23 protein-coding genes are annotated in these 22,884 nt (G+C 65.5%); 6 read left to right on the top strand and 17 right to left on the bottom strand.

The genetic code is table 11. The features are described 5' to 3' along the window. Positions 1 to 323 precede the first annotated feature (323 nt). A complete protein-coding gene (locus JW876_08600) occupies positions 324 to 1,454 on the top strand; it encodes a tetratricopeptide repeat protein (protein MBN1885567.1) in 1,131 nt (376 codons plus the stop codon). Here the strand turns inward: JW876_08600 and JW876_08595 are convergent. After that, the gene (locus JW876_08595; GenBank protein ID MBN1885566.1) at positions 1,438 to 2,340 is read right to left on the bottom strand and encodes a DMT family transporter; all 903 of its coding nucleotides are present in this window, start codon (positions 2,338 to 2,340) and stop codon (positions 1,438 to 1,440) included. The genes JW876_08600 and JW876_08595 overlap by 17 nt on opposite strands. Positions 2,341 to 2,480: 140 nt before the next feature. On the opposite strand from JW876_08595, the gene JW876_08590 reads away from it, so the two are divergent. Both JW876_08590 and JW876_08585 read left to right on the top strand, forming a co-directional pair. Then, entirely contained in the window at positions 2,481 to 3,272 is a 792-nt protein-coding gene (locus JW876_08590; protein ID MBN1885565.1) for a DUF116 domain-containing protein, read from the top strand. A 126-nt stretch (positions 3,273 to 3,398) separates the two neighbouring features. After that, the gene (locus JW876_08585; protein MBN1885564.1) at positions 3,399 to 4,007 is read left to right on the top strand and encodes a hypothetical protein; all 609 of its coding nucleotides are present in this window, start codon (positions 3,399 to 3,401) and stop codon (positions 4,005 to 4,007) included. 12 nt (positions 4,008 to 4,019) lie between these two features. Here the strand turns inward: JW876_08585 and JW876_08580 are convergent, their stop codons facing one another. Then, positions 4,020 to 4,400, bottom strand: a complete 381-nt coding sequence (locus JW876_08580) for a response regulator (protein MBN1885563.1) — start codon at positions 4,398 to 4,400, stop codon at positions 4,020 to 4,022. Between the two features lie 395 nt (positions 4,401 to 4,795). Between JW876_08580 and JW876_08575 the strand changes: the two genes are divergently transcribed. Continuing rightward, on the top strand, positions 4,796 to 5,188 hold the full coding sequence (locus tag JW876_08575) for a hypothetical protein (protein ID MBN1885562.1): 393 nt from the start codon (positions 4,796 to 4,798) through the stop codon (positions 5,186 to 5,188). A gap of 67 nt (positions 5,189 to 5,255) precedes the next feature. Here JW876_08575 and JW876_08570 read toward each other — a convergent pair whose 3' ends face one another. The 4 genes from JW876_08570 to JW876_08555 all read right to left on the bottom strand — a co-directional run bounded on the left by JW876_08570 (position 5,256) and on the right by JW876_08555 (position 8,521). Then, on the bottom strand, positions 5,256 to 6,689 hold the full coding sequence (locus tag JW876_08570; protein MBN1885561.1) for an HD-GYP domain-containing protein: 1,434 nt from the start codon (positions 6,687 to 6,689) through the stop codon (positions 5,256 to 5,258). Between the two features lie 296 nt (positions 6,690 to 6,985). Continuing rightward, on the bottom strand, positions 6,986 to 7,393 hold the full coding sequence (locus JW876_08565; GenBank protein ID MBN1885560.1) for a hypothetical protein: 408 nt from the start codon (positions 7,391 to 7,393) through the stop codon (positions 6,986 to 6,988). Continuing rightward, positions 7,390 to 7,914, bottom strand: a complete 525-nt coding sequence (locus JW876_08560; GenBank protein MBN1885559.1) for a nitroreductase family protein — start codon at positions 7,912 to 7,914, stop codon at positions 7,390 to 7,392. The genes JW876_08565 and JW876_08560 overlap by 4 nt, the downstream gene beginning before the upstream one ends. 1 nt (position 7,915) lies before the next feature. Beyond that, positions 7,916 to 8,521 (bottom strand): CDP-alcohol phosphatidyltransferase family protein, encoded by a 606-nt coding sequence (locus JW876_08555; protein ID MBN1885558.1) that lies wholly within the window; start codon positions 8,519 to 8,521, stop codon positions 7,916 to 7,918. A 145-nt stretch (positions 8,522 to 8,666) separates the two neighbouring features. Here JW876_08555 and JW876_08550 point away from each other — a divergent pair, with 145 nt between their 5' ends. Then, positions 8,667 to 9,314 carry a TonB family protein gene (locus JW876_08550; GenBank protein MBN1885557.1) on the top strand — a complete coding sequence of 216 codons (648 nt, stop codon included), beginning with the start codon at positions 8,667 to 8,669 and terminating at the stop codon, positions 9,312 to 9,314. 6 nt (positions 9,315 to 9,320) lie between these two features. Here JW876_08550 and JW876_08545 read toward each other — a convergent pair whose 3' ends face one another. From JW876_08545 to ggt, 5 genes are all read right to left on the bottom strand, one after another. After that, positions 9,321 to 9,995 (bottom strand): hypothetical protein, encoded by a 675-nt coding sequence (locus tag JW876_08545; GenBank protein ID MBN1885556.1) that lies wholly within the window; start codon positions 9,993 to 9,995, stop codon positions 9,321 to 9,323. 29 nt (positions 9,996 to 10,024) lie between these two features. Further along, complete coding sequence (locus JW876_08540) at positions 10,025 to 10,729, bottom strand: hypothetical protein (protein MBN1885555.1); 705 nt, start codon at positions 10,727 to 10,729, stop codon at positions 10,025 to 10,027. A gap of 163 nt (positions 10,730 to 10,892) precedes the next feature. Continuing rightward, on the bottom strand, positions 10,893 to 11,303 hold the full coding sequence (locus JW876_08535) for a hypothetical protein (GenBank protein ID MBN1885554.1): 411 nt from the start codon (positions 11,301 to 11,303) through the stop codon (positions 10,893 to 10,895). Continuing rightward, complete coding sequence (locus JW876_08530) at positions 11,300 to 12,061, bottom strand: hypothetical protein (GenBank protein MBN1885553.1); 762 nt, start codon at positions 12,059 to 12,061, stop codon at positions 11,300 to 11,302. The genes JW876_08535 and JW876_08530 overlap by 4 nt, the downstream gene beginning before the upstream one ends. Next, positions 12,058 to 13,773 carry a gamma-glutamyltransferase gene (gene ggt, locus JW876_08525; GenBank protein MBN1885552.1) on the bottom strand — a complete coding sequence of 572 codons (1,716 nt, stop codon included), beginning with the start codon at positions 13,771 to 13,773 and terminating at the stop codon, positions 12,058 to 12,060. The genes JW876_08530 and ggt overlap by 4 nt, the downstream gene beginning before the upstream one ends. Positions 13,774 to 13,966: 193 nt before the next feature. On the opposite strand from ggt, the gene JW876_08520 reads away from it, so the two are divergent. Further along, on the top strand, positions 13,967 to 15,586 hold the full coding sequence (locus JW876_08520; GenBank protein MBN1885551.1) for a transglutaminase: 1,620 nt from the start codon (positions 13,967 to 13,969) through the stop codon (positions 15,584 to 15,586). 36 nt (positions 15,587 to 15,622) lie between these two features. Here the strand turns inward: JW876_08520 and JW876_08515 are convergent, their stop codons facing one another. The 6 genes from JW876_08515 to kbl all read right to left on the bottom strand — a co-directional run bounded on the left by JW876_08515 (position 15,623) and on the right by kbl (position 22,756). Further along, positions 15,623 to 17,014 (bottom strand): RtcB family protein, encoded by a 1,392-nt coding sequence (locus JW876_08515; protein MBN1885550.1) that lies wholly within the window; start codon positions 17,012 to 17,014, stop codon positions 15,623 to 15,625. Positions 17,015 to 17,087: 73 nt separating this feature from the next. Continuing rightward, on the bottom strand, positions 17,088 to 17,528 hold the full coding sequence (locus tag JW876_08510; protein ID MBN1885549.1) for an archease: 441 nt from the start codon (positions 17,526 to 17,528) through the stop codon (positions 17,088 to 17,090). A gap of 9 nt (positions 17,529 to 17,537) precedes the next feature. Then, positions 17,538 to 18,629: a redox-regulated ATPase YchF gene (gene ychF, locus JW876_08505; protein MBN1885548.1), complete on the bottom strand. Its 1,092-nt coding sequence runs from the start codon at positions 18,627 to 18,629 to the stop codon at positions 17,538 to 17,540. 162 nt (positions 18,630 to 18,791) lie between these two features. Beyond that, complete coding sequence (locus JW876_08500) at positions 18,792 to 19,286, bottom strand: hypothetical protein (GenBank protein MBN1885547.1); 495 nt, start codon at positions 19,284 to 19,286, stop codon at positions 18,792 to 18,794. Positions 19,287 to 19,408: 122 nt separating this feature from the next. Beyond that, positions 19,409 to 21,415: a sodium-translocating pyrophosphatase gene (locus tag JW876_08495; protein ID MBN1885546.1), complete on the bottom strand. Its 2,007-nt coding sequence runs from the start codon at positions 21,413 to 21,415 to the stop codon at positions 19,409 to 19,411. Positions 21,416 to 21,562: 147 nt separating this feature from the next. After that, positions 21,563 to 22,756, bottom strand: coding sequence for a glycine C-acetyltransferase (gene kbl, locus JW876_08490; protein ID MBN1885545.1), 1,194 nt, complete (start codon positions 22,754 to 22,756; stop codon positions 21,563 to 21,565). Between the last annotated feature and the right edge of the window lie 128 nt (positions 22,757 to 22,884).

Here is a 22,884-nt window from a genome sequence, read left to right as displayed (position 1 = left end):
TCACCTGTTTTTCGGCCCGTCGGGCCGTTCTTCATGGCCGGTGCGGACGCAAGTTTGGTGAACCAGTCTACAGGAATCACCCCGATTGTCAATGATAAAGTATGATTAACTCATAGCCTGAATTGGAGTTGTGATTTACCTGTTTCCGATATCCATTCCGTTCGGGTCACTATGTCAGCGCTTCGCATATCGTGATGTCGTAATTGTTGCGACATAGTGCTCCCGCTCTTTTCCCTTGTAGCACGTCCCCCGGTTTGACAATATTCACTTACAAATACATCGTGCCGCGTTCCGGGTCTTCCCCGCCGAAAGGGGTCAGTTCCATGAAGGGTCTCCGAGCCGCGCTCCTCCTCCCGATCGTGCTTCTTTTCGCCTCGTGCGCCGATCCGGCGATCGAGTACTACAACCTCGGCATCGACGCAGCCGAGCACGAGGACTGGCAGCTCGCCGCCGACATGTGGAGAAAGGCCATCGAGTACCGGCCCGAGGATCCCGACGCGAACTACAATCTCGGCATGGCTCTCATCGACCTCGGCGACCCCGCGGGCGCCGAACCGTATTTCCGCACCGCGGTGGCGAACGCGCCGGAGGATCCGGAAACCCACTACGGCCTCGGCAAGAGCCTCGAGTTGCAGGGCAGATTCATCGAGGCAAAGCAATCCTACGAACGCGCGATCAACAGGAACCCCGACTTCCTCGAGCCTCTCCTCGGCCTCGCTGCGGTCACGCTCGGAGCGGGGCACTACGAATCCGCGCAGAACTGGGCGACCCGCGCCCTTCGCCTGTCGCCGAACGATATCGACGGCAATCTCTTCCTCGCCGAGGCCTATTACCGCCAGGAGAACTTCCAGGAAGCCTACGGGCAACTCGTCTCGGCAATGACGTATGCGCCGGGAGATCCCCGGATCCTCGTGCTCCTCGGCAAGGTCCAGTACGCCCGGCACATGTACGAGGACGCCCTCGTCACGCTGCAATCGGCCCGGGAACAGGGCCTCGCCTCCGACGACCTCTTTCTCCATCTCGGCCTGACCCACTATGCCGTCGAAAACTACCGCGAGGCCGAACGGAACCTGCGCCTGGCCGTCTACAAGAACGATTCGCTGCCCGGGGCGTGGAAGGGCCTCGCCGATACGTACATCGCGCTCGGCCGCTGGACGGAGGCGGAGAAGGCCCTCGAGCGGGCGCTCGCGCTCGAACCGGGAAATCCCGACTTCATCCTCCAGCTCGGCTACGTCTACCTCTCCACGGGGCGGCACGAGCAGGCCGTCGCCAGTTTGACGGGGATCGCCGACCGCGGAGACACGCCGCCCCGAACCCTCTATTACCTCGGTCATGCGCTGATGCGCTGCGGCGACATGGAAACCGCGAAACGGCGGTTCGTCGAATTCGCCCGCTCATGGCAGGGAGATCCCCGTCTCGTGCAGGAAGTGAACGCGATCATCGACGGCCTGTGATCGCGGGATCCGGCGCAGCCCCGCCGAGCGCGATGGAGACGTAGAGCCCCGCGAGGATCAGCCCACCCCCGATGAATCCCGCCGCTCCCGGGACTTCCTTCAGGAAGAGGAACGCGAGCAGGCTCGCCCCGACGGGTTCGCCGATCGTGGCGGCCGCCACGATCCGTGTCCCGAGGCGTCCGAGCGCCCAGTTGAAGAGGGTGTGCCCGCCGATCTGGCTGACGACGGCCATCAGGAGGCAGTACACGTAGACACGCGGTTCATGCCCGACGAGCGGCGTCGACATCGCTGCGGCGAAGACGACCAGGCAGACGGCGGCCACCGCGTAGACGGGCACGACATAGGTGAGAAGCGATACGCGCCGCCGAACGCGCCCGCCGACGAGGAAATAGGCCGCCGCGGCGATTGCGCCGCCGATCGCGAGCAGGTCCCCCGTCACGCGCGCGCCGGGGATGTCGCCCCAGCCGATGACGGCCGCCCCCGCCGCGGCCAGCGCCAGTCCCGCCCAGAAGACGCGCGGCACGTGTTCCTCGAAGAACATGATCGAGAAGAGGGTGACGAAGAGCGGATTCGTCGTCACGAAGACGACGCTGCTCGCCACGCCGGTCATCGCCAGGGAGGTGATCCAGAGCGCGAAATGGAGTGCGAGCATCAGTCCGGAGAACGCGATCAGCAGGCGATCGCGTCCGTCGAGCCGGGCGATCTCCTGCCGGAAGGACGGATCGAAGGCAGCCGCCGGGGCGAGGAGAACCGTGGTGAAGACGAGCCGCAGCGCCGCCACCGCGGCCGGCGGCGCATCGGCGAGCCGGATGAAGATGGCGGCGAACGAGACGCCGACGATACCCGCCCCCAATGCAGGATACGCTCGCGCCCGACCGTCGCTCATCCTCGGCTCCCTTCTCGTCCCGCGGATCGAAGTTTCGGCATGACGATACCGCACAGAACTGTTGAAGACTACGGCCCGATCCGATACATTCACAAGGGTTCTTTTCACGTCGGCGCGGAGATCGCCGCCACAACGATGCGATGAACGACGAACGCGACACGGACGACAGGCGCACCGACCGCAAACGGGTCCTCGGCGAGGAATGGACCGACTGGGACGGTACCGGCGACGCCGACGCGTCGGCGGGCAAGCGGCCGTTCCTGCTCCTCTCGCTCGTCATACTGATCGGCCTGATCCTCCTCGGCCTCCTGTTCTGGTATCTCGTCCTTCCCCGGTTCGAGGCCTTCGGCGGGCCCTGGCCGATCGTCCTGACGGTCCTCGTCTTCGCCGCGGCGCTGCTGCTGCTCTGCTGGTATCTCCTTCTCCTCGCCGCGCTGCGAAGCCGGGCGGTGTACACGGGAATCTGTCTCACGAGGGGCGCGAACCTCTTCTTCTTCCTCCTGCCCGTCGCCCTTCGTTTCGCCGCCCCGTTCGGCCTCTCACGCGACCGCCTGAGCCATTCCTTCATCCGCGTGAGCAACCAGCTCGTCCGCGGCGGGATCGGCGACGGGCCCGTGCTGACCCTGCTCCCTCGCTGCCTCAGGAAGGATCTGCTTCTGGAGACGCGGCGAATCTGCGGCGAATACGAAGATGTCGCCGTCCACACGGCCCCCGGCGGCTCGATCGCCCGCAAGATCATCAAGGAGACGCGACCGCGAGCGATCGTCGCCGTCGCCTGCGAGCGCGATCTCGTCTCGGGGATCCAGGACATCGCACCGGTCATCCCCGTGATCGGCCTGCCCAACACGCGCCCGGCGGGCCCCTGCAAGGACACCGAGATCGATCTCGACGAACTGCGTTCGGCTCTCGATTTCTTCACAGACCGCCCGTGAGCCCCCTCGCTGGCACGGATGTTGTAGGTCTTCGATCAGCGGGCCCACGGAACGGCCCGCCGCGCCCGAACTGAACGGAAATCGGCCGGCGACCGGACGATCGCCGACCGCCAGGGGGAAACGAACATGATCGACGAATCCCGCGGACCCGTCCGCCGGCCCTCCGGCGACCTCGCCGCCGCCCTGCGCGCCCGTTTCCGCTTCCTGCTCGTGGGGAGCATGCTGGTCGTCGCGATCGCCTTCGGCATGTCATTCTACGTCGGCCTCGTCTCGGGACAATCGGCCATCGCGAGCCAGATTCCCGAGCTCGAAGAGGTCGTATCCCGCCTCAAGGGATCGCTGATCGTCAACACATTCGGGTTCGGCGCCGTCCTCGCGGCCTCCCTCTTCCTGCTCTCCCACCTGGTCACCTCGAGGATCTTCCGTCCGCTCGAGACGGTCGAACGGGGAATCCACGCGCTTGGACGCGGCGAGTTCCCCGCCCGTACGGCCGCCGACGCCGACGGGCCCTTCGCCGGATTCGCCGCCGGGTTCGACGACACGGTCGAGGCGCTTCGCGATCGCGAGCGGGAGGAGTACGAGGCGCTCAAAGCCCTCCTGGACGCGCATCCCTCGGTGGTAAACGAACGGATCGCCGAGATGATCGAGCGCAAGCGCTCGTCGATCGCCGGCGCCGACGGGGCGCGCGCTTCGGCGGACGACGCGGGGGATCCGCTCTTCATGCAGCCTGCGTAGGGGGAATCGGTATCAATCGCCGGTGACGGCTTCCGACAGCAGCTCCTCGATCGTCTCGATCAACACGACCGAATTGAACGGCTTCTCCATGAAACGGTCCGCGCGTATCCCGCCGGCGATCTCTTCGCTCGACAGATCGCGCGCGGAGAGAATGATCACCGGCGTCCGGGCGAAATCCTCTTCGCCCTTCAGGATATTGCAGACCTCGTAGCCGTCGATGATCGGCAGCATGAGATCGAGGATGACGAGATCCGGTTTCTCCTTCCGCGCCGCATGAAGCGCCTCCTCGCCGTCGAAGGCCGTGTGGACCTCGTACCCCGCGTGTTCGAGCGTGAACTGCAGTATCCGTGCAAGATGCACTTCGTCGTCCACGATGAGGATGGAAGAAGACATGCATGCGCTCCTGTCGTTACGTCCGTTACGGCTGCCTTCGGCGCGACGGCCGCCCGTCGCGCGACACGGCTGACAAGGAATGAAAGGAACATGCCACCGGCGTCGGCCGCGCAGATGCGAACGCTCTCCCGACGCGTATGGCCAAATCGCGTCGCAACGGCCGTACCGCTGCGCGCGATCATGTAACATAATACATTACCGCATGTTATGAAAAAGCGCGCCCCGGCGCGGCGACGGCGCGTGGCAGAGATGCCCTCTTTTCCGGGAAAATCCTTCTCGCCCTCGACACGGTTGCAAGGAATGTGGTATAATAACACTGTAAACGACAGCGCACTAGAGCTGCTTTCTTGTAAATTACATCGGGTATTCTTTGTAACATCATTGGGGGAAAGGAAATGGCTAAGCTCAAACCCTGCGTGCTTTTCATCATGGCCATTGCCCTCGTCGCCGCCACCAGCCTCTCCGCCGCCCCGGCCACGATCGCCCGATCGACGACCGAGCTCGAGAACGGCACATACCTGATCAGGCTCGACGTCGCCGCCACGGGCACGAGCATCTACGGACTCAAGCTCATCGACCCGTCCGCCTCGATCGTCGACGTCTACGCGCCGAAGGGCTGGGTCGCCGTCACGGACGGCGAGGACTACGCGGCCCGCACCGGCGATCGTCCGATCAAGAGCGGCGGGAAGCTGCAGTTCCTCGTTCATTCGAAAACGAAGGACATCCAGTACACCTGGACGGTGTACGACCCGCTGAAGCAGATCGGTTCGCCCGGCACGCTGAAGTAGGGCGCGACGCATCTTCGACCCGGGGTGATCGCCTGCACACACGTGAGGATGACCGCCCTGGGTCGTTCTACGCTTCCACGAGATACCGCCCCACGTCGACGTCGCGAACGGCGTTCTCGTCGATCCCGGCGAGGCGCCTCTTTCCCGACGAGCCGTCGTTGAGATCGACGAGTTCGCCGTCGTGCACCGTATCGCCATTGCCGTCGGCGATGAGCCGAACAATCGGCAGATCGCCCCGTGCGGCGTTCGTGCCGACGACGACGGCCCTTTCCCCCGTATTCAGCCGCACGATGCTGCCGATCGGCAGGTTTCCGAGGACCCTCAGGAAGATGTCCATGCAATCGGGATGGAACTCGGAGCCGCGCGTCCGTTCCATCAGCTTGATCGCCTCGTACGGGCTGAGCTGTTTGCGGTAGGCCCGTTTCGTCGTCAGTGCGTCGTAGGAATCGGCGATACGGACGATGTGGCTCGCAGTGAGCTGCTCGTAGTTTTCGCCGACCGTCGGATAACCGTGGCCATCGAAGCGCAGGTGGTGTTCGTACGCGACCCTGCGTATCTTCTGCTCCACGCCCTCTTCCGCGAGGATGCGCGCGCCGTCGACGGGATGCTTCTTCACGAGTTGCCACTCGGCCGGTGTCAGGCGACCCGCCTTGTGGATGATGGACCGCGGCACGTAGAGCTTCCCGATGTCGTGGAGCAGCGCGGCGACGCCGACGCTGCTGATCTCCGCCTGCGGCATTCCCAGCCGCCGTGCGACCGCCGCCGAGATGACCGCGACGTTCACGGAATGGGCGAACGTGTAATCGTCGTAGGACTTCAGCGAGTTGAGAAGGAGGATGACCGGCGTGTTTTCTCCCTCGCGCTCGACGAGTTCCCTGATCGTCCGACCGGCGATGTTTCCCTCGTGCGAGCGGAATTTCTCCAGTCTGCCGAGCACGCCGTCGATGATGCGGGACATCCTGCTCTCGCGCCCGTTCGGCCGCGTTTCCCGTCCGGCGATCCGCCTTGCGCGCCGCGCCGCGTGTCCGGCGGGCACGGGAAGCATCGACGCCGCGCCCTCCCGTCCGTGTCGTATCTTGACGTGCCGCACCTTCGACCAGGCCTCGGGGAGTTCGACGTCGGCGTCCCGTCGTATCGATCCAAGGAAGATCTCCGCGACCGCGACGAGTTCGTCCGGCCGGACACCGCTGCTGAATTCCATCTCCCCGACCGAAAGCCGCCTGAACGTCTCGCGGAGGAGGTGGATCGCCTTGTCCTGCCCGTCGATCTCGCCCAGTTCGAAGTTGAGATAGCAGACGGTGCCATCGACGAGCCTCAGGGATACCGACTCCCTGTTCCCGATGAATTCGACGATCCGCCGGTGCGCCTCCTCGGCCGTCCGGTCGACGGCCGGGTGCCCGGCGGGAAAGAGCCGCCGCTGGAGCAACAGCTTGCCGAACGCGAGCACGGCCTCGCTGAACGCCCTGTATTCCGCCGGTAACGCCTCGATGACGACGTTCATCATTTCTCCTCGCCCGATCGGTGCGGGACGCAATGCCCCGTCAGGTCTTCCGCAAGTATCGTGCCGTGCTTCCCTCACGCGCAACGCTCGATTCCACAACGAATTGACCTGCGCCGACCATCGCATAATCATACGACTGGTTGCATTCTCTCTCGGGGGAGGGGAAACGGAACGAAACGTCAACGACGGTTCGGGGACAGATGCGCCCGGCCTCGAACCGGTCGCCCGTGCTCCCGGCGTGACGGCGGAGGACGCCGTTTTTGATCAGAGCGTGCACGCAGCGGGGGAATTCGTCGTCACCGAACGAACGGGATCGCGAGGGTCGCGGTCGGCGTCGGCTTGCCGCTTCCTCCGTCGTCGACCGACGTCTCGTCGTCGTCGGGCTGGATGAGCGTGACGATCATGTAGCCGACCACGGCGGCGATGATGGCGAACATGACGATTTCCTTCGTCAATCCCGGCCCCTCGTCCTCCTCGAGCTCGATGTCGTACGTCTCGACCGTGTCGGGAGGCATCCCCCGCCAGGTCGCCGTCGCGACGGCCTGCATGTCCGGGCCGTTGTCCACGACGAGCGAGGAGAGGTCGTTTCGCGCCCGGGACGGCGCCCTCGAGAAGACGGACTCGTTCGCCCGCGCCTGCTGGGCGGAGACGAAGGCTCCGATCAACAAGAGGATGAACATCGTCCTGCCGATGGGTCTGGTCATCGTTCCTCCCAGCGATTCTCCATGAGGATCTCTTCCATCGGTTTCCGCGGCCGGGGCGTTTGATCGGCGGCCGGATATCCGATGGGCGTGAGCGCGACGATCTTCACGTCCGCCGGCACGCCGAGGATCTCCCGCACATCCTCCTCGATGAAGGCCCCGATCCAGCAGGTGCCGAGCCCCTCCGCCGCTGCGGCGAGCATCAGGTGCTCGAACGCGATCCCGATGTCGACGGGCAGGCTGTTCCAGTATCCCCCCATCTTCCGGTACGCCAGCTCCTCGCGCCCGCAGGCGACGACGACGACGGGAGCCTCCCCGACGAACGCCTGGTCCTTGCATGCCGGGACGAGTCGACGCCTGATCGAAGGATCCCGGACGACGATGAAGGTCCAGGGTTGTCCGTTCTTGCCGGATGGCGCGAGCCGCGCCGCGTCGAGCACGCGCCCGAGGCGGGCATCGTCGATCGAATCCGGCAGATAGGATCTGACGCTCGTCCGCGTCCGTATCGCTTCGTAGATATCCATCTCACGACTCCCTCGCGCGCACGCCGAAGACGGCCTGCGCGATCCGTTCGGTAACCGAGCGTTTCTTGCCGTCCGGGCATCTCGGCAACAGGTACCGAAGCCCGGAATCGACGGTGAGAACTGTCGTCAGCAGCATCAACGCGAAGACCTCGCGCGTGAAGAACGGCGTCGTACCGGGGCGCACGAAGGTCCAGAAGAGCAGAACGTCGCCGACGACGCACTGGACGAGCGTCTTCGCCTTGCCGAGCCTGCTCGCCGGCATCAGATGTCCCGTGCGGCGCCTTCGGACGAGCCGGTAGAGGGTGACGGCCGCCTCCCTCACAGCCATCACGCCGACGAGATAGGAGAACCATGGCCAGCGGAAACGTGCCGCGAGCGCGACGTAGATCACGCCGGCGAGTATCTTGTCGGCGGCGGGGTCGAGATGGGCGCCGAGATCCGTGGTCTGTCCGAACCGCCGCGCGTACCAGCCGTCGAGCCAGTCGAGCATCGAGGCCGCGATGCAGAGCAGGGCGGCGACCGCCGTCGCCTCCGTTCCGGCGAACAGACAGGCCGCCGTTATCGCCATGAGAATGCGGAGAGAAGTCAGGAGATTCGGTACGGTCATCCTTCTGCCGGTACCCCGGGTCACGCGCTCACCCCGTTCCGTCCACTTGAACTCGGCGGAATGAAACTATATACTGTAACGGCGGTTGAAAAATACACTATTTTCGATCGCGGCGCAAACGCCGCGGGAGACGGGACCGGACGGCATGCCCGAGAGGACAGGACAGGGGTGGCCGAGATCCCGGCGCAGCCGGGGCGCCTGGCTCGTCATCGTCCTCGCGGCCGTGCTGATCCACCTGCTCTTCGTTGTCTCCTTCAAGCCGGCGTGGCTCGATGTCTTCCGGCGCGACCTTCCAGGCGACGGGGATGCGACGTCCATCAGCTACCTCGACCGTCCCTTCTCTCTCGTCCCCCTGCCGGACGACACGCCGGAACCGGTCATCACCGACAACGTGATCGTCACCGAGGATCCCGTCGACGAGACCTTCGACATCGCGGAGCTCGGGGAACCGGCCGACGACATCGCGCCGCGCGAGGGAGGAAGCAGCGGCGGTTCTCCCGGGGCCGGCGGCGGACGCCGCCGCGTGACGGTGGAACCGAAACCGTTGTACATCCCCTGGCCCGAATACCCGGAAGGCGTTCCCCGCGGGATCGAGGGAACGGTGGAACTGCTCGTCTTCGTGAATGAAAAAGGGGAAGTCGAGGCGGTGCATGTCGCCCGCGGACTTCCCCATGATCTCCTCAACCGCGCGGCCGTCAGGGCCGCCCGGCGTATCCGCTTCTCGCCGGGGCTGGAAAAGGGCTCCCCGACGGCGATGTGGGTGCGGCTCGCCATCGGGTTCCAGCCGAACTGACCGCCGCTATCTCATACGGGTCTTTAGAGCGCTCCACGACGACGGCTCGACGCCGATCACGCAATTGACCAGGTCCATCAGGCAGTGGCCCGACACGAAATCGTCCGCGAAGTTCGCCGGATCGGCGTTGCTCGCCGTGCCGTTGTAGGATCCGCTGCCGCAGTAAATCGTGAAATCGCCCGTCCCGTACTTCATCACCATCATCGTTCCGTTAAAGAACGAGAACATGCGCTCGTCGATATCGAGCACCCCGTCGACGTCCCAGTCGGGAATCGTGATCTCGACGACGAGCGTGCCTCCGAGCGTGCCGCTCGGCGCGTCGATCTGCCAGACGGGCTTCCCGGGAAGGGTGACGTCGTTGAAGGTTGCCTTCCAGTGGTTCGAGGGCGAGCCCTCGTACACGAAGAAGGTCGTGAAGATGTACTCCCAGCGGGCGGCGGGATCGGCGGTTCCGGGCCAGCCGGCGTCGTCGATCTGGACCCACCACGTGCCGCCGGCGACCAGGGGGTCGCCCGACGTGACGTCCCCGGCGTAGACCGGAGGCGACATGGTGACGAGATTTCCGATCCCCTCGAAGTCGAATTCGAGCCGGAGCGTGTCGGGCAGCTGGGCAGAAGCCGGACACGCGACCAGCGCGATCAGCATCGCGGAGAACAGGAATATTGCAGGAAGATGTTTCATCTCATATCACGTCCTTTCGGCCTCGGTCCTCAGTCCCTGTAGATGGACTTGATACCGCCCCAGCTCGATGCCTCGGTGGCGGTGTGACAATTGTCGTCCCGGAGAATCATGTTCCCGGAAGCCGAGGTCGCCGAAGGTACGTACAGCTCCTCTTCCAGCGATTCCTGATCGGTGACGTCGAGGGCGCCGGAGCAGTTGCCGACGCCGCAGAAGAAATTGTAGCATCCCCCGCTGTAACTGATGTAGGCGATGAAGTTCGCGGAAAACACCTTCCTGGCGTATTCACCCTCGTCGACGATCCCGTCGGCGTCCACGTCGCGGATCGTCAAGACGAAACTGTTGCAGTCCCCGCCGAGCGTGTCGCCGGCGACGGTATAGAAACGCCATTTCGGCATGGGCTCGCCGCTCCCGGCCGGCGGGAAATACCCGTCCCAGCCCTCGTTGCCCGGCGTAGCGTCATAGGTGAAATAATGGCTCAATACGTAGTCGAGACGCTCGTTCTCGGGCGTACCGGGATTGTCCGACGGCCACGACGTATCGTCGAGGCGGATCCAGAACGTCCCGGGAGCCAGCGTTCCCTGGATAATGTCGCCATTGAACTGCACGGGGGAATCCATCAACGAACCGGACCCGAGCAGCGCAAAGTTCTCCTGCTTGAAGGTGATCGCATCCGCGGACGCGACCATGGCAAGCACGAAAACACAGGCGACACCAGCCATTAGCGTATTCTTCAAGGTGTCCCCCCTTCGGTCATCTGCCTGTTGTCCTGCAACGGTGTACGACTGTCTTATTTACATGGGGCGTAGTATATCACAAGAAACACTCTCGATAAAGTGCTATTTTAGCGAATAACAGGAAATTCCGCCGGGGATCGATCCCCGGCCGCGCCCCGGACCGTCAACGGCCGTTGACGGTATCGACGACCCGCAGCAGGTCCCCCGCACGGACGACAGAAACCGATGGCAGTCCGGCTTTCGCGCCGCTCGCGACATTCATCCGCTCGCGCGCGTCTCCCGGCATCGAGTCCCGGACCATCCGCTCGCTCAGCGGCATCGTCTCCCTGCCGGAGACCGAGACGGTCGTGCAAAGGACGCTCATCCGCTCCTGGACGTCGACGGCGACGAGCTCGACCTTGATCGTCTCGAGCATGCCGAGGGACTCCCCCGTCTCCGGCTCGACGATCTCCTCGCCCCGCTCGACGACGGCGACGCGATCGCCACGCTTCAGGCCGTCGCGTTCGCCGATGCCCGCGAGAAGCGTCGTTTCGTCGAATATCCGCAGGATCTTGCCGTAGAGGGCCATGCTCACCAGACCTCCCGCTTGGCTCGTACATCGAAGATGCGCAGGGAGTAGTCCGAGAATTCGCCGACGATATCGGGCACGCCGTCATCGTTCATGTCGTAGGCGGCGATCCGTTCGCCGAAGGCCTTTCCCCACTCGAGCTCGATGCTGAAGAACCGGGTATCGAGTATGATCCCCGAGTTGAAGACGATCTCGAGCTGATCGTCCTGGTCGACGTTCTCGACGAGGATCTCCGTCGCCTCGAATGACCGCTCGCTCATCCACTGGCGGCTCTTGTCCCTGCCGTCGAGGATATGCAGCCGGCCGTCGGCGAGAATGATCATTTCCGGCTGCGGATCTCCGTCGATGTTCGCGACTTCGAACGCGGCGATCGAGTTGAACCGGTCCTCGAGGTTCTCCCAGTCGACGCTGTAGTCGTACATGTTGTGGATGAGGATGCGCCCGCCGAAGGTCGCGATGACGATGTCGGGGGATCCGTCCATGTCCATGTCGCGCAGGACGAAATTCCGCACCTTGGAACCGAGGCCGGGACATTCCCATTCGCTTTTCCAGCCGTCCGTCGTCGCGCGACGCAGATGCACCTTCCCGTAGATGTCCGCGTAGAGCATTCCCCAGGCGTTGCCGTCGTCGAGGGGAATCACCCTGGCGAGCGGAAAACGGCAGAAGACGCGTTGCACGGTGAAGGGATCCGGTTCCGCGGCGGCAGCGGGCACGGTCGCGGCCACGAGCAGCGCGAGTGTCGTCACTATGATCGCTTTTCTCATCTGGTCGTCTCCCTTCGTATCGGGTCGATACCCTCCGCGGCGCCCCCGCCACGCGGATCGGACGCGCCGCAGGCGCAGCCGTCTCCCGCGATGATGATCTGGGCGTCGCCGATCGAATCGTCGAGCTCGCGAAGGCTGTGTCCGCGGGCCTCGAGTGCGGTCCGTATCGGGGGCGGGAAAGCGCCCCGCTCATACTGTATCACATCGGGCAGCCACTGGTGGTGAAATCTCGGCACGGCGACGGCGGCAGCCTCGTTTATTCCGAAATCGACGATATCGACGACGAGCTGGACGACGGTCGTGATGATCGTCGATCCTCCCGGCGTGCCGAGGACGGCGAGGACACTGTCGCCGTCCACGAGTATCGTCGGCGTCATCGAGGAGAGCATCCGCTTTCCCGGGGCGATCGCGTTCGCCTCCCCCCCCGTCAGGCCGTAGAGGTTCGGCGCACCCGGTTTCACCGAGAAGTCGTCCATCTCGTTGTTCAGGAGAAACCCACATCCCTCGACGACCGTCTTCGATCCGAAGGAGCTGTTCAGGGTGGTCGTCACGGCGACGGCGTTTCCCGCGGCGTCGAGGACGGAGTAATGCGTCGTCTCCGGCGACTCCCCGGCGGGGATTTCCGCCGCGGCGATCCGCCTCGACGGCGTCGCCTCTGGACCGATTTCCTCCCGGAGTCTTGCCGCGTATTCCTTCGAACAGAGCATCTCCACGGGAACCGGCCGGAAATCCGGGTCGCCGAGGTGCGTTGCGCGGTCGGCGAAGGCCCGCTTCTCCGCTTCGACGATCCGGTGGATTGCCCGGTCGGAGAGAGGGCCGTCGGCGGCGAGATCGAAACCCTCGAGGATATTGAGTATCTCGATGAGGGCTGTCCCGCCGGCGCTCGGCGGCGGCGCCGAGACGATCCGTCTGCCGCGGTACGTTCCCTCCACCGGCCGACGTTCGATCGCCCGGTATCGCCAAAGATCCTCCCGGGTCACGAGCCCGCCGCCCCGCAGCATCTCCTCCTCGATCAGCCGCGCCGTCTCGCCGTCGTAGAACCCCGCCGCGCCCCCGTCGGCGATCCTGCGAAGCACGGCTGCGAGATCGGGATTCCTGAGGACCGATCCCTCGTCCAGCAGACGGCCGTCCGGCCCGAGAAAGAGAGCGAGGCCGGGAAACCGGTCGATATACGGATCGAGCCTTCGGAGAGAGGCGGCGAGATGCCCGCTCACCCGGAAACCCTCTTCCGCGAGCAGGACGGCCGGGGCGAGAAGCTCACTCCAGGGCAACGTCCCCGCGCGCTCGTGCGCGAGGGCAAGCCCGGCGACGGTCCCCGGCACGCCTCCCGCGCGGTGCCCGAGGCGGCTCGCCGCGTCGATCGGCTCTCCGTCGAAACCGAGGTGCATGTCTCTCGACGCCCCGAGGGGCGCCGTCTCCCTGAAATCGAAGAAGGCGGTCTCTCCCCCGGCCCCGCGGAACACCATGAAGCCGCCACCGCCGACGTTCCCTGCGGGCGGCCAGGTGACCGCGAGCGCGAATCCCACGGCGACGGCCGCATCGACGGCGTTTCCCCCGTTCGCGAGGACCTCCGCCCCGACCGCCGTCGCGATCGGACAGGCGGACACGACCATCCCGCCGGCGGCGCAGACCCGCTCCGCCGCGACGCCCCCCCTCGCCAACAGCGCGACCGCCACGATCGCGGCCGCGTATCCCCTCGTTTGTCTCTTCATTCCCGCCGTGCCTTCCTCTCCCGGGGCCGCATTCCGTAACCCATTCTAGCAGAGAGGGTAATCCGTGTAAACCGGGAGTTCCCGCGTCAGGAACCTGCCGGCCGGAAACCGGTTGCGGCCCGCACCGTTCTCCGATACAATTTCCCCGATCGTCATTGGATCGTCAAAACCAACTTCACAAGGACAGGCGGACATGGGACAGATCGATTCTCGTCCGGCGCTTCTCGCCGGCGCGCCGTCATTCATTCTCCTGGCCCTCCTGCTGGTCGCTCTTCCCGCCGCCGCGGCGCCGGGCGACGTGGCGGGAACGATCCCCCTCCGCGTCTCGCATCCGACCGGGGTCGCGTTCGACGGCTCCCGGCTGTGGGTCGCCGACCGGTCAACGGACCGTTTCTACGGGATCGACCCGGCCAACGGCGCCGTTCTCGACTCCCTCGTCGCTCCCGGCTATTTCCCCTCCGGTCTCGCATGGGACGGCAAACTCCTCTGGAGCACCGATCCCGCCGACGGCCGCATCTATGCGACCGATCCGTCGAACGGATTCACCGTCCGGTCCATCGAGTCGCCCACGCCGTCCCCGACCGGCATCGCATGGGACGGAGCGTACCTCTGGATCTGCGACAACCGGACCGACGTCATCGCCCGTATCGACCCGGGAGACGGAACGACGATCCGGTCCTTCCGGGCGCCGGCGTCGGATTCCCGCTCGCTCGCCTTCGACGGCGAGCGCCTCTGGTGCTCCGACCGTATCCGCGACCGGATATACCTGGTCGATCCGGCCTCCGGCCTCGTGCTCGTCACGCTCGATGCCCCCGGTCCGTACACCTGGGGGCTCGCGTGGATGGACGGCGAACTCGTGTGCGCGGATTACGAGGACGATCTCCTCTACCGTCTCGTCGTCCGCGACGACCGGCAATACGCGATCTCCTCGCCCCGGCGTGCCGTCGTCGATTTCACCACCGAGGCGGACGTCCTCGGTCCGGGGACGATCGTCTCGCTCGAGGTCTGCTACGCGGTGCCGCGCGATCGGGAGAACCAGACGCTCCTTTCGCCGCCCCGCTTCGTTCCGGAGCCGGACCGGTTCGAGACCGACCGCTGGGGCCAGCGCGTCGCCGTCTTCCGCTTCGAGAACCTGACGGCCGCCTCGTCGGTCGAGGTCGCCATGCAAGCCGAGATCGAGACGTCGGCGATCCGCTGGTTCGTCTTCCCCGGGGATGTCGGAGAGGAGATGCCGCGGGAAATCCGCGAGGCCTATCTCGCGGACGACGCCAAATTCGACCTCGGGCATCCCTTCATACGCTCGCTCGTCGATTCGATCGTCGGCGGGGAAACGAACCCGTACTGGAAAGCGCGCAGGCTGTACCAGTACCTGATCGCCAACATGGAATACGAGCTCGCGGGCGGATGGAATACGGCGCCTACCGTCCTCCGCAGGAAGACCGGCTCCTGTTCCGAGTACTCCTTCAGCTTCATCGCCCTCTGCCGCGCGGCGGGCGTCCCTGCCCGTTACGTCGGATCGCTCGTCGTCCGCGGAGACGACGCCAGCTACGACGACGTCTTCCACCGGTGGAACGAGATCTACCTGCCGAACTACGGCTGGGTGCCGGTCGACGCGAACGCGGGAGACCGCGAATGGCCCGCCGACCAGGCGGCGGCCTTCGGCGGCGTCTCGAACCGGTTCCTCGTGACGACCGAGGGCGGCGGCGACTCAGAGTACCTGGGCTGGAGCTACAACCACGAGAACCGGTGGGTCTCGTCTGGCAAGTGCCGGTTGCGCCTGGAAAGCACGGCCGAGTGGGAGCCCCTGGAATAGGAAGGAACCCGGCGTCGAGGGAAACCGCGTTCTTTCCTAGCCCTTGATGCAGATGATCGGTCTCAACCGGACGACGCGGCGGCTGACACCCGCCCCCTCCATCACGGCGACGACATCTTCGACGTCCTTGTACGCGCCGGGCGCTTCCTCCGCGGCGCTCTTTTTGCCGTGCGTCCTGACGACGATCCCCTCGCGTCCGAGATCCTCGATGACCCGTTCCGACCGCCACGTCCCGAGCGCCTTCTTGCGCGAGAAGAGACGCCCGGCGCCGTGCACGGAACTGCCGAAGGTCTCCTCCATCCCCCGCGCGGTGCCCACGAGAACGAAGGAGGCGGTCCCCATCGTCCCCCCCACGAGAACCGGATGCCCGACCTCGCGATACGCCGCCGGCACCTCGGGCCGACCCGGCCCGAAGGCGCGCGTCGCGCCCTTTCGATGGACGAGAAGACGCTTCCTTTCGCCGTCGACGAGATGCGTCTCGAACTTGAGGTTGTTGTGACCGACCTCGTAGATTGTCCTGATCGCCTCGTCGCCGAGCGAGAAGAAGCCCTGGAAGGCGCGCCGCACGATACCGGCGATCGCCTGCCTGTTGGCGAATCCGCAGTTGATCCCCGCATTGACCGCAGAGATGTACCGCCGGCCCTCGGGGCTGTCGATCGGCGCGCCCACCAGCTCGGCCTCGCGAACGTGCAATCCGTACTTCTCGCTCGCACGTCGCAGGATCTTCAGGTAATCCGTGCCGATCTGGTGTCCGAGAGCCCGGCTCCCCGTGTGGATGCTCACCACGACCGTCCCGGACGACAGTCTGAAGGCGGCCGCGGCCCGATCGTCGTACACCTCGTCGACGTACTGCACCTCGAGGTAGTGATTGCCCGAGCCGAGCGTTCCGACCTGGCTGAGCTGGCGCTTTTTCGCGCGGTCGCTTACCGCGGCCGGGTCCGCCCCGTCGACGACGCCCCCCTCCTCGATGTACTCGAGGTCCCCGGGAATCCCGTAGCCCCGTTCGAGGGAGAACCGGGCTCCGCGCACGAGCGCGTCGTCGACTTCCGCGGCGGAGAGTCGCAGGTCCCCCGTCGATCCGACGCCGGCCGGCACGTGGGCGAAGAGCACGTCGGCAAGGGATTCCCGACGCCGCTCGACCTCCTTTCTCGCCACGTCCACCGCCATCGCCCTGACCCCGCAGTTGATGTCGAACCCGACGCCGGCGATCGTCACGACGCCCGTTCCCGTGTCGAAGGCGCCGACGCCGCCGATCGGAAACCCGTATCCGGGATGGATGTCGGCCATGGCGAGCGAAGCGGTCTGGATGCCCGGCAGGCAGGCGACGTTCCTCACCTGGCGCAACGCGTCCCACGCGTTCCGCCCGCTCTCGGCGAGAAGGAATTCCATCGAACGCCGGTTTGCGTAGATCCTTCCGGGGACGAGCATCGGACCGTTTCGCGGGATCTCCCACAGGAATTCGTTGATCTGCCTCACGTCGATCAGGCCCACCGGGTCCCTCCTACAGATCGAGCACGCACCGCGATTCCCATCTTCCGTTTCGATCCCGGCCGACGTGCAGCCCGCACGGCGTGGCCGCCTTGACCTCCGCGAGAAGACGCCCCTCGAACGCGCTCCGCCGCATCCCGGACGCATCCGCCTCCATGCGCCACCCGGATTCCCCTTCCACGATGGAAAGGATCTCGACGTAAACGAAGACCAGGTCCGCGATGTCGGCTGCCGTGATGAGGGTGTTCAGGAACTCGAGGAGCAGTTCGGCTGGATCGTCCGCCTCGCAGGAGACGCGGAGCCGTTCCGTCGGCGTTCCGAGGCCCTCGGCGTCGACGACGAGTTCGAACATCGCCAGCGCCGCTTCCTCGAGGGAAACGGCCAGGGTATCGCCGCGGCCGAAGATGCCCATGTCCGCGGGATGTTCGATCGTTCCGTGCATTCGCGAAGCCACCGCGGCCGCCTACCGGTTGAAGAGGTATTCGATCACGTCGCCGTCTTTGACGACGTACTCGTGCCCTTCCGTCCGGAGATGGCCGTGCGTGCGGACGGCCGCCTCCGATCCGCATGCGACGAGATCCTCGAAGCTCATCACCTTCGCCCTGATGAATCCGCTCTCCATGTCCGTGTGGATCTTCCCCGCCGCCCGCGGGGCTGTCGTGCCGCGGGGGACGGACCACGCCTGGAGCTTGTCGTTGGCGGCGGTGTAGTATCTGACGAGGCCGAGGGTGTCGTGGCACTTCAGGATGAAGCGCTCGCGCGCGCCGGCGCCGACACCGAGTTCCTCGATGAAGACGCCTCGTTCCCCCGGCGGAAGAGCGGCGATCTCCCTCTCGAGCTTCGCCGAGACGACGAAGACGGCGCCCTCGCCGAAACGACCGGCGACGCGCCTGCAGGCCTCGCTCGACGCGCCTGTCGGATCCTCTTCGCCCGCGTTCAGCACGATGATCCGGGGTTTCGCGGTCAACAGCCGCAGATCCTCCCAGACGTGGCGTACCGATTCGTTCACCTCCGTCTCGTCGATGCGTTCGCCGGCGGCGATCAGGTCCCTGACCGACCTGAGGAATTCCAGCTCGTGGAGTTCCTCCTTCTTCTTCGCCTTCGCCTTGACGAGTTCCTTGTCTATGCGGCTCTCCACCCGCTCGAGATCGGCGAGGAACAGCTCGGTGTCCACGATGTCCAGGTCGCGAAGGGGGTCGATGGTCCCGCTCACGTGGCTGACGTCGTCGTCCGCGAAACACCGCAGGACGTGGGCCAGCGCGTTCGCCTCGCGGACGTGGTGCAGGAAGCGGTTGCCGAGTCCTTCGCCCCGGCTCGCCCCCTCGACGAGGCCGGCGATGTCGACGAAGGTGATCGTCGCCGGAATCACCTCTTTCGGCTGCAGGATCGACGCGAGGGTCTCGAGACGCTCGTCGGGCACCGGCACGACCCCCCGGTTGCAATCGATGGTGCAGAAGGGATAGTTCGACGCCTCGGCCCCGGCGTCCGCCAGGGCGTTCAGCAGCGTCGACTTCCCGACGTTCGGCAAACCGACGATCCCGACGGTGAGCGCCATCGTCATCTCCCCCTTTCGAAGGGCGATCCGTCGCGTGGTGGGCCTGCGAAGCGCTTGCCGACCGGACCGATCATACCAGCACCCGGAGAGAGTTCAAGACGCAAAAAGGACCCCGGCGGAGCGACCGGGGTCCGTGTGAGTCCTGCCGTATCGTGCGCCCGGTCAGCCGGGATGCTTGCAGCCGTCGGCGGCGCATCCGCCGCAGCCTGCGGACGCCTTCTTCTTCGTATCGGCCCCGCATCCGCGCTTCGGGCCGGTGGCGCCGCAGCACGCCTCGCCCTTCTCGCACTTGACGAGACAGGCCTTCGCGTACTTCTCCGGCGTCTTGACGAAGGTATCGCGGCACGTCTCGCTGCAGAACCACACCTCGCGCTCGCCGACGACCGCCCGAACGCCCTTCGCCCGGTCGAACTCCATCCCGCAGACGGGATCGAGGGAACGGCCGGCGGCGATCCGGTCGCCGTGCCGGTCGAAGCACGCCGCGCAGCTCTCGCAGCAGAAGCGGAACGTCATGTCGCCGCGAGTTTTCTCGACAGCCGTCTTCGCGTCGATCGCGTACCCGCAGACCGTGCAGTACGACGCCTTCTCCCCGGCAACCGCTCCCACGGCGGCGGCAACGAGGACGATGAGCATCAATGAGATGGTCCTGATCTTCATGGGGCCTCCTGTCTCATGACAATAACCTACCTTTTTACTCAACTAATATCGGGTATGCGAAACGCCCCCGCAAGAGATTTCCGCGGGGGCGCCTCGAATTCCTTCCGGGCCTCTTTCCCGCCTCAGCGGATCAGGAGCGGCGCGAAGACGAGCGAGACGACCGACATGAGCTTTATGAGTATGTTCATGCTCGGTCCCGTCGTGTCCTTCAGGGGATCGCCGACCGTGTCGCCCACGACGGCGGCCGCGTGCACCGGCGTTCCCTTGCCGCCGAGATTCCCCTCCTCGATCCATTTCTTCGCGTTGTCCCAGGTGCCGCCGGCGTTCGACATGAAGATGCCCATCAAAACGCCCGTCGCCGTCGCGCCGGCGAGGAAACCGCCCAGGGCCGCCGGACCGATGACGAACCCCACGAAGAGCGGCGCGGCGATCGCGATGACGCCCGGCAGGATCATCTCCCTGAGCGCCGACCGGGTGACGATATCAACGCAGGTCTCCGTGTCGGGCTCGGCGGTTCCTTCCATGAGCCCCGCGATCTCCCGGAACTGCCTGCGGATCTCGATGACCATCTTGTTCGCCGCGCGGCCGACTCCCTTGATCGTCAAGGAGGCGATCACGAACGGCATCGCGGCGCCGAGAAAGAGACCGATGACCGTGGTCGCGTCGGTGAGATTGATGACGAACGGCTGATCGCCGCCCATCCCCTGTCCGATCGTGCGCGTGTAGGCGCTGAAGAGCGCGAGCGCGGTCAGGGCGGCCGAGCCGATCGCGAAGCCCTTGCCGATCGCGGCGGTCGTGTTGCCTATCGAGTCGAGCTTGTCGGTGATCTTCCTGATCTCGGGCCCCGCCTTGCTCATCTCCGCGATACCGCCGGCGTTGTCGGCGATCGGGCCGTAGGAGTCGGTGGACATGACGATCCCGATCGTCGAGAGCATGCCGACCGCCGAGATCGCTATCCCGTAGAGACCGCCGCCGTAGTTGAAGGCCACGTACATCGCCACCACGAGCGTGATGATCGGCATGATGGTGCTCTCGAACCCGACGGCGAGACCGGTGATGATCGTCGTGGCCGCCCCCGTCTCGCTCGATCTCGCCACCGTCCGCACCGGGGAGCCGGAGGTGTAGTGCTCGCTCTCCATCCCGATCAGAACACCCGCCACGATCCCCGCGAGGATCGCATAGAAGGGATCGATGACCCCGACGATCCGGCGGATCGCCATGTACGCCCCGCCGATGAAGAGGATGCCGGCGAAGTATTCGCTGTAGCGGAGGGCCGCCTGGGGACCGGCCTTCTTGAGGACCGAGATCGAGAAGATGCCGATCGTCGAGCAGACGAGTCCGATCGCGATCAGCACGAGGGGAAGGGCCATCCACCTCACCGTGTCGACGCCGCTCATCGCCGCGGCTATGGCCATCGTCGCGACGACGCTTCCCACGTAGCTCTCGAAGAGATCGGCGCCCATGCCGGCCGTGTCGCCGACGTTGTCGCCGACGTTGTCCGCGATGACGCCGGGATTGCGCGGATCGTCCTCGGGTATCCCCGCCTCGACCTTTCCGACGAGGTCCGCGCCGACGTCGGCGCTCTTCGTGTAGACGCCGCCGCCGACGCGCGCGAAGAGCGCGATCGAACTCGCTCCCATCGCGAACCCGTTGATCACCCGCGGATCCTTCGTGAACAGGAAATAGAAGCCGAGTCCGACGACGCCGAGCGCCGCGACGCTGATCCCCATGACGGAACCGCCGCTGAACGCGATCGAGAGCGCGCGGCCGATCCCGCCGTCCTTCGCCCCCTGGCACGCGCGGACGCTGCTTCTCGTGGCCGCCTCCATGCCGAGCAGCCCCGCGGCCATCGAGCAGATGGCGCCGAAGAAGAACGCGACGGCGGTCTGCAGGCTGAGCGCGAACATCAGCACGACGAAGATGACCACCACGAAGACCGCGATGATCGAGTATTCGCGTTTCAGGAACACGAACGCCCCCGTGTGAATCTTGTCCGCGATCTTCTGCATCAACTCCGATCCGGCGGGCTTCCGTCTGACGTTGAAGTAGGTGATCACGGCCATCAGCAGCCCGGCGATCCCGACCCAGGGGATTATCCGGGTCAGGGTGGTCAGGAACTCGGCGCTCATCGAAACCTCCTCGAGCGGTGTATCGCCGCCGTCCTTGTCGTTCGGCAACGGCTCCATCCAGGGACATTCATACTGTTCCGCGAGTCTCCAAAGTCAAGGGTATTCATGTTGGACGGGCGTATCCCGCGGCCGGGATGCGCCCCCTCCCTACGAGACGACGCCGAGTTCCCTGCCGACCGACGTGAAGGCCCCGATCGCCCGGTCGAGGTGCTCCTGCGAGTGGGCGGCAGACACCTGGACGCGGATGCGCGCCTTCCCCTTCGGCACCACGGGAAAGAAGAACCCGATGACGTAGATCCCCTCCTCGAGCAGCCGGTCGGCCATGCGCTGCGACAGTTTCGCGTCGCCGAGCATCACCGGAACGATCGGATGCTCTCCGGGGACGATGTCGAAGCCGGCCGCGGTCATTTTCTCGCGGAAGTATCTCGTGTTCTTCACGAGCGTCTCGCGTCGGTCGCTCGCCTCGGTGAGCATCTCGAAGGCCCTGATCGAGGCGCCGACGATCGCGGGCGCGACGGTGTTCGAGAAGAGATAGGGCCGGGAGCGCTGGCGAAGGAGATCGATGATCTCCTTCCGCCCCGTCGTGAAGCCTCCCGAGGCGCCGCCCATCGCCTTGCCGAGCGTCGAGGTGATGACGTCGACCCTGCCGAGGGCGCCGCAGTGTTCGACGCTGCCCCGCCCCGTCGGTCCGAAGAAGCCCGTGCCGTGGCAGTCGTCGACCATGACCATCGCGCCGCCTTCCTCCGCGATGTCGCAGATCTCGTCGATCCTGGCGACGATACCGTCCATCGAGAACACGCCGTCGGTGGCGATCATGATCCGTTTCGCGCCGTCCGCCTTCGCCTGATCGAGCTGCGCGCGCAGGTCCTCCATATCGTTGTTCCGGTAGCGGTACCGCTTCGCCTTGCAGAGCCTGACGCCGTCGATGATGGATGCGTGGTTGAGCTCGTCGCTGATGATGGCGTCCTCGGCGGAGAGGAGCGGCTCGAAGAGACCGCCGTTCGCGTCGAAGCAGGCGGCGTAGAGGATCGTGTCGTCCGTGCCGAAGAATTCGGCGATCTTCCGCTCGAGCTCCTTGTGGATGTCCTGCGTGCCGCAGATGAAGCGCACGGACGAGAGGCCGAGTCCGTGCGTGTCCATCGCCTTCTTCGCCGCTTCGATGAGGGACGGATCGTTCGCGAGACCGAGATAGTTGTTGGCGCAGAAATTGATCACCCGCCTGCCGCCCTCGACGGTGATGTCCGCCTTCTGGTCGGAGGTGATCACGCGCTCGACCTTGTAGAGGCCCTCGCCCCTGATGCCGTCGAGCGTCTTCGCCAGTTCCTCTCTGATCGTGAACATCTCGTCCTCCCTTTCGGTCACTCGCTTCCGTATTCGATGAGTCCCTTTTTCCGCCGCTCGGAGAGCGTGGACAGCATGTCCGCGGTCATCCGCTCGAGATCGTATCGGGGCGCCCAGCCCCATTCCCT

The sequence above is a fragment of the Candidatus Krumholzibacteriota bacterium genome, from assembly GCA_016931295.1.
GTDB lineage: Bacteria > Krumholzibacteriota > Krumholzibacteriia > Krumholzibacteriales > Krumholzibacteriaceae > JAFGEZ01.
The sequence above is the reverse complement of the archived record's forward strand: the minus strand, read 5'-3'. Positions and strand labels throughout refer to the sequence as shown.

Coding starts and splice junctions, on each gene's coding strand:
- JW876_08570 (MBN1885561.1), bottom strand. CDS start 6,689: ATGAACGTCGTCATCGAGGCGTTACCGGCGGAATACAGGGCGTTCAGC.
- JW876_08500 (MBN1885547.1), bottom strand. CDS start 19,286: ATGAAGATCAGGACCATCTCATTGATGCTCATCGTCCTCGTTGCCGCC.
- ggt (MBN1885552.1), bottom strand. CDS start 13,773: ATGAAGAGACAAACGAGGGGATACGCGGCCGCGATCGTGGCGGTCGCG.
- kbl (MBN1885545.1), bottom strand. CDS start 22,756: ATGTTCACGATCAGAGAGGAACTGGCGAAGACGCTCGACGGCATCAGG.
- JW876_08580 (MBN1885563.1), bottom strand. CDS start 4,400: ATGTCTTCTTCCATCCTCATCGTGGACGACGAAGTGCATCTTGCACGG.
- JW876_08560 (MBN1885559.1), bottom strand. CDS start 7,914: ATGGATATCTACGAAGCGATACGGACGCGGACGAGCGTCAGATCCTAT.
- JW876_08545 (MBN1885556.1), bottom strand. CDS start 9,995: ATGAAACATCTTCCTGCAATATTCCTGTTCTCCGCGATGCTGATCGCG.
- JW876_08595 (MBN1885566.1), bottom strand. CDS start 2,340: ATGAGCGACGGTCGGGCGCGAGCGTATCCTGCATTGGGGGCGGGTATC.
- JW876_08585 (MBN1885564.1), top strand. CDS start 3,399: ATGATCGACGAATCCCGCGGACCCGTCCGCCGGCCCTCCGGCGACCTC.
- JW876_08575 (MBN1885562.1), top strand. CDS start 4,796: ATGGCTAAGCTCAAACCCTGCGTGCTTTTCATCATGGCCATTGCCCTC.
- JW876_08520 (MBN1885551.1), top strand. CDS start 13,967: ATGGGACAGATCGATTCTCGTCCGGCGCTTCTCGCCGGCGCGCCGTCA.
- JW876_08565 (MBN1885560.1), bottom strand. CDS start 7,393: ATGACCAGACCCATCGGCAGGACGATGTTCATCCTCTTGTTGATCGGA.
- JW876_08495 (MBN1885546.1), bottom strand. CDS start 21,415: ATGAGCGCCGAGTTCCTGACCACCCTGACCCGGATAATCCCCTGGGTC.
- JW876_08530 (MBN1885553.1), bottom strand. CDS start 12,061: ATGAGAAAAGCGATCATAGTGACGACACTCGCGCTGCTCGTGGCCGCG.
- JW876_08515 (MBN1885550.1), bottom strand. CDS start 17,014: ATGCTCGTCCCCGGAAGGATCTACGCAAACCGGCGTTCGATGGAATTC.
- JW876_08590 (MBN1885565.1), top strand. CDS start 2,481: ATGAACGACGAACGCGACACGGACGACAGGCGCACCGACCGCAAACGG.
- JW876_08600 (MBN1885567.1), top strand. CDS start 324: ATGAAGGGTCTCCGAGCCGCGCTCCTCCTCCCGATCGTGCTTCTTTTC.
- JW876_08550 (MBN1885557.1), top strand. CDS start 8,667: ATGCCCGAGAGGACAGGACAGGGGTGGCCGAGATCCCGGCGCAGCCGG.
- ychF (MBN1885548.1), bottom strand. CDS start 18,629: ATGGCGCTCACCGTCGGGATCGTCGGTTTGCCGAACGTCGGGAAGTCG.
- JW876_08555 (MBN1885558.1), bottom strand. CDS start 8,521: ATGACCGTACCGAATCTCCTGACTTCTCTCCGCATTCTCATGGCGATA.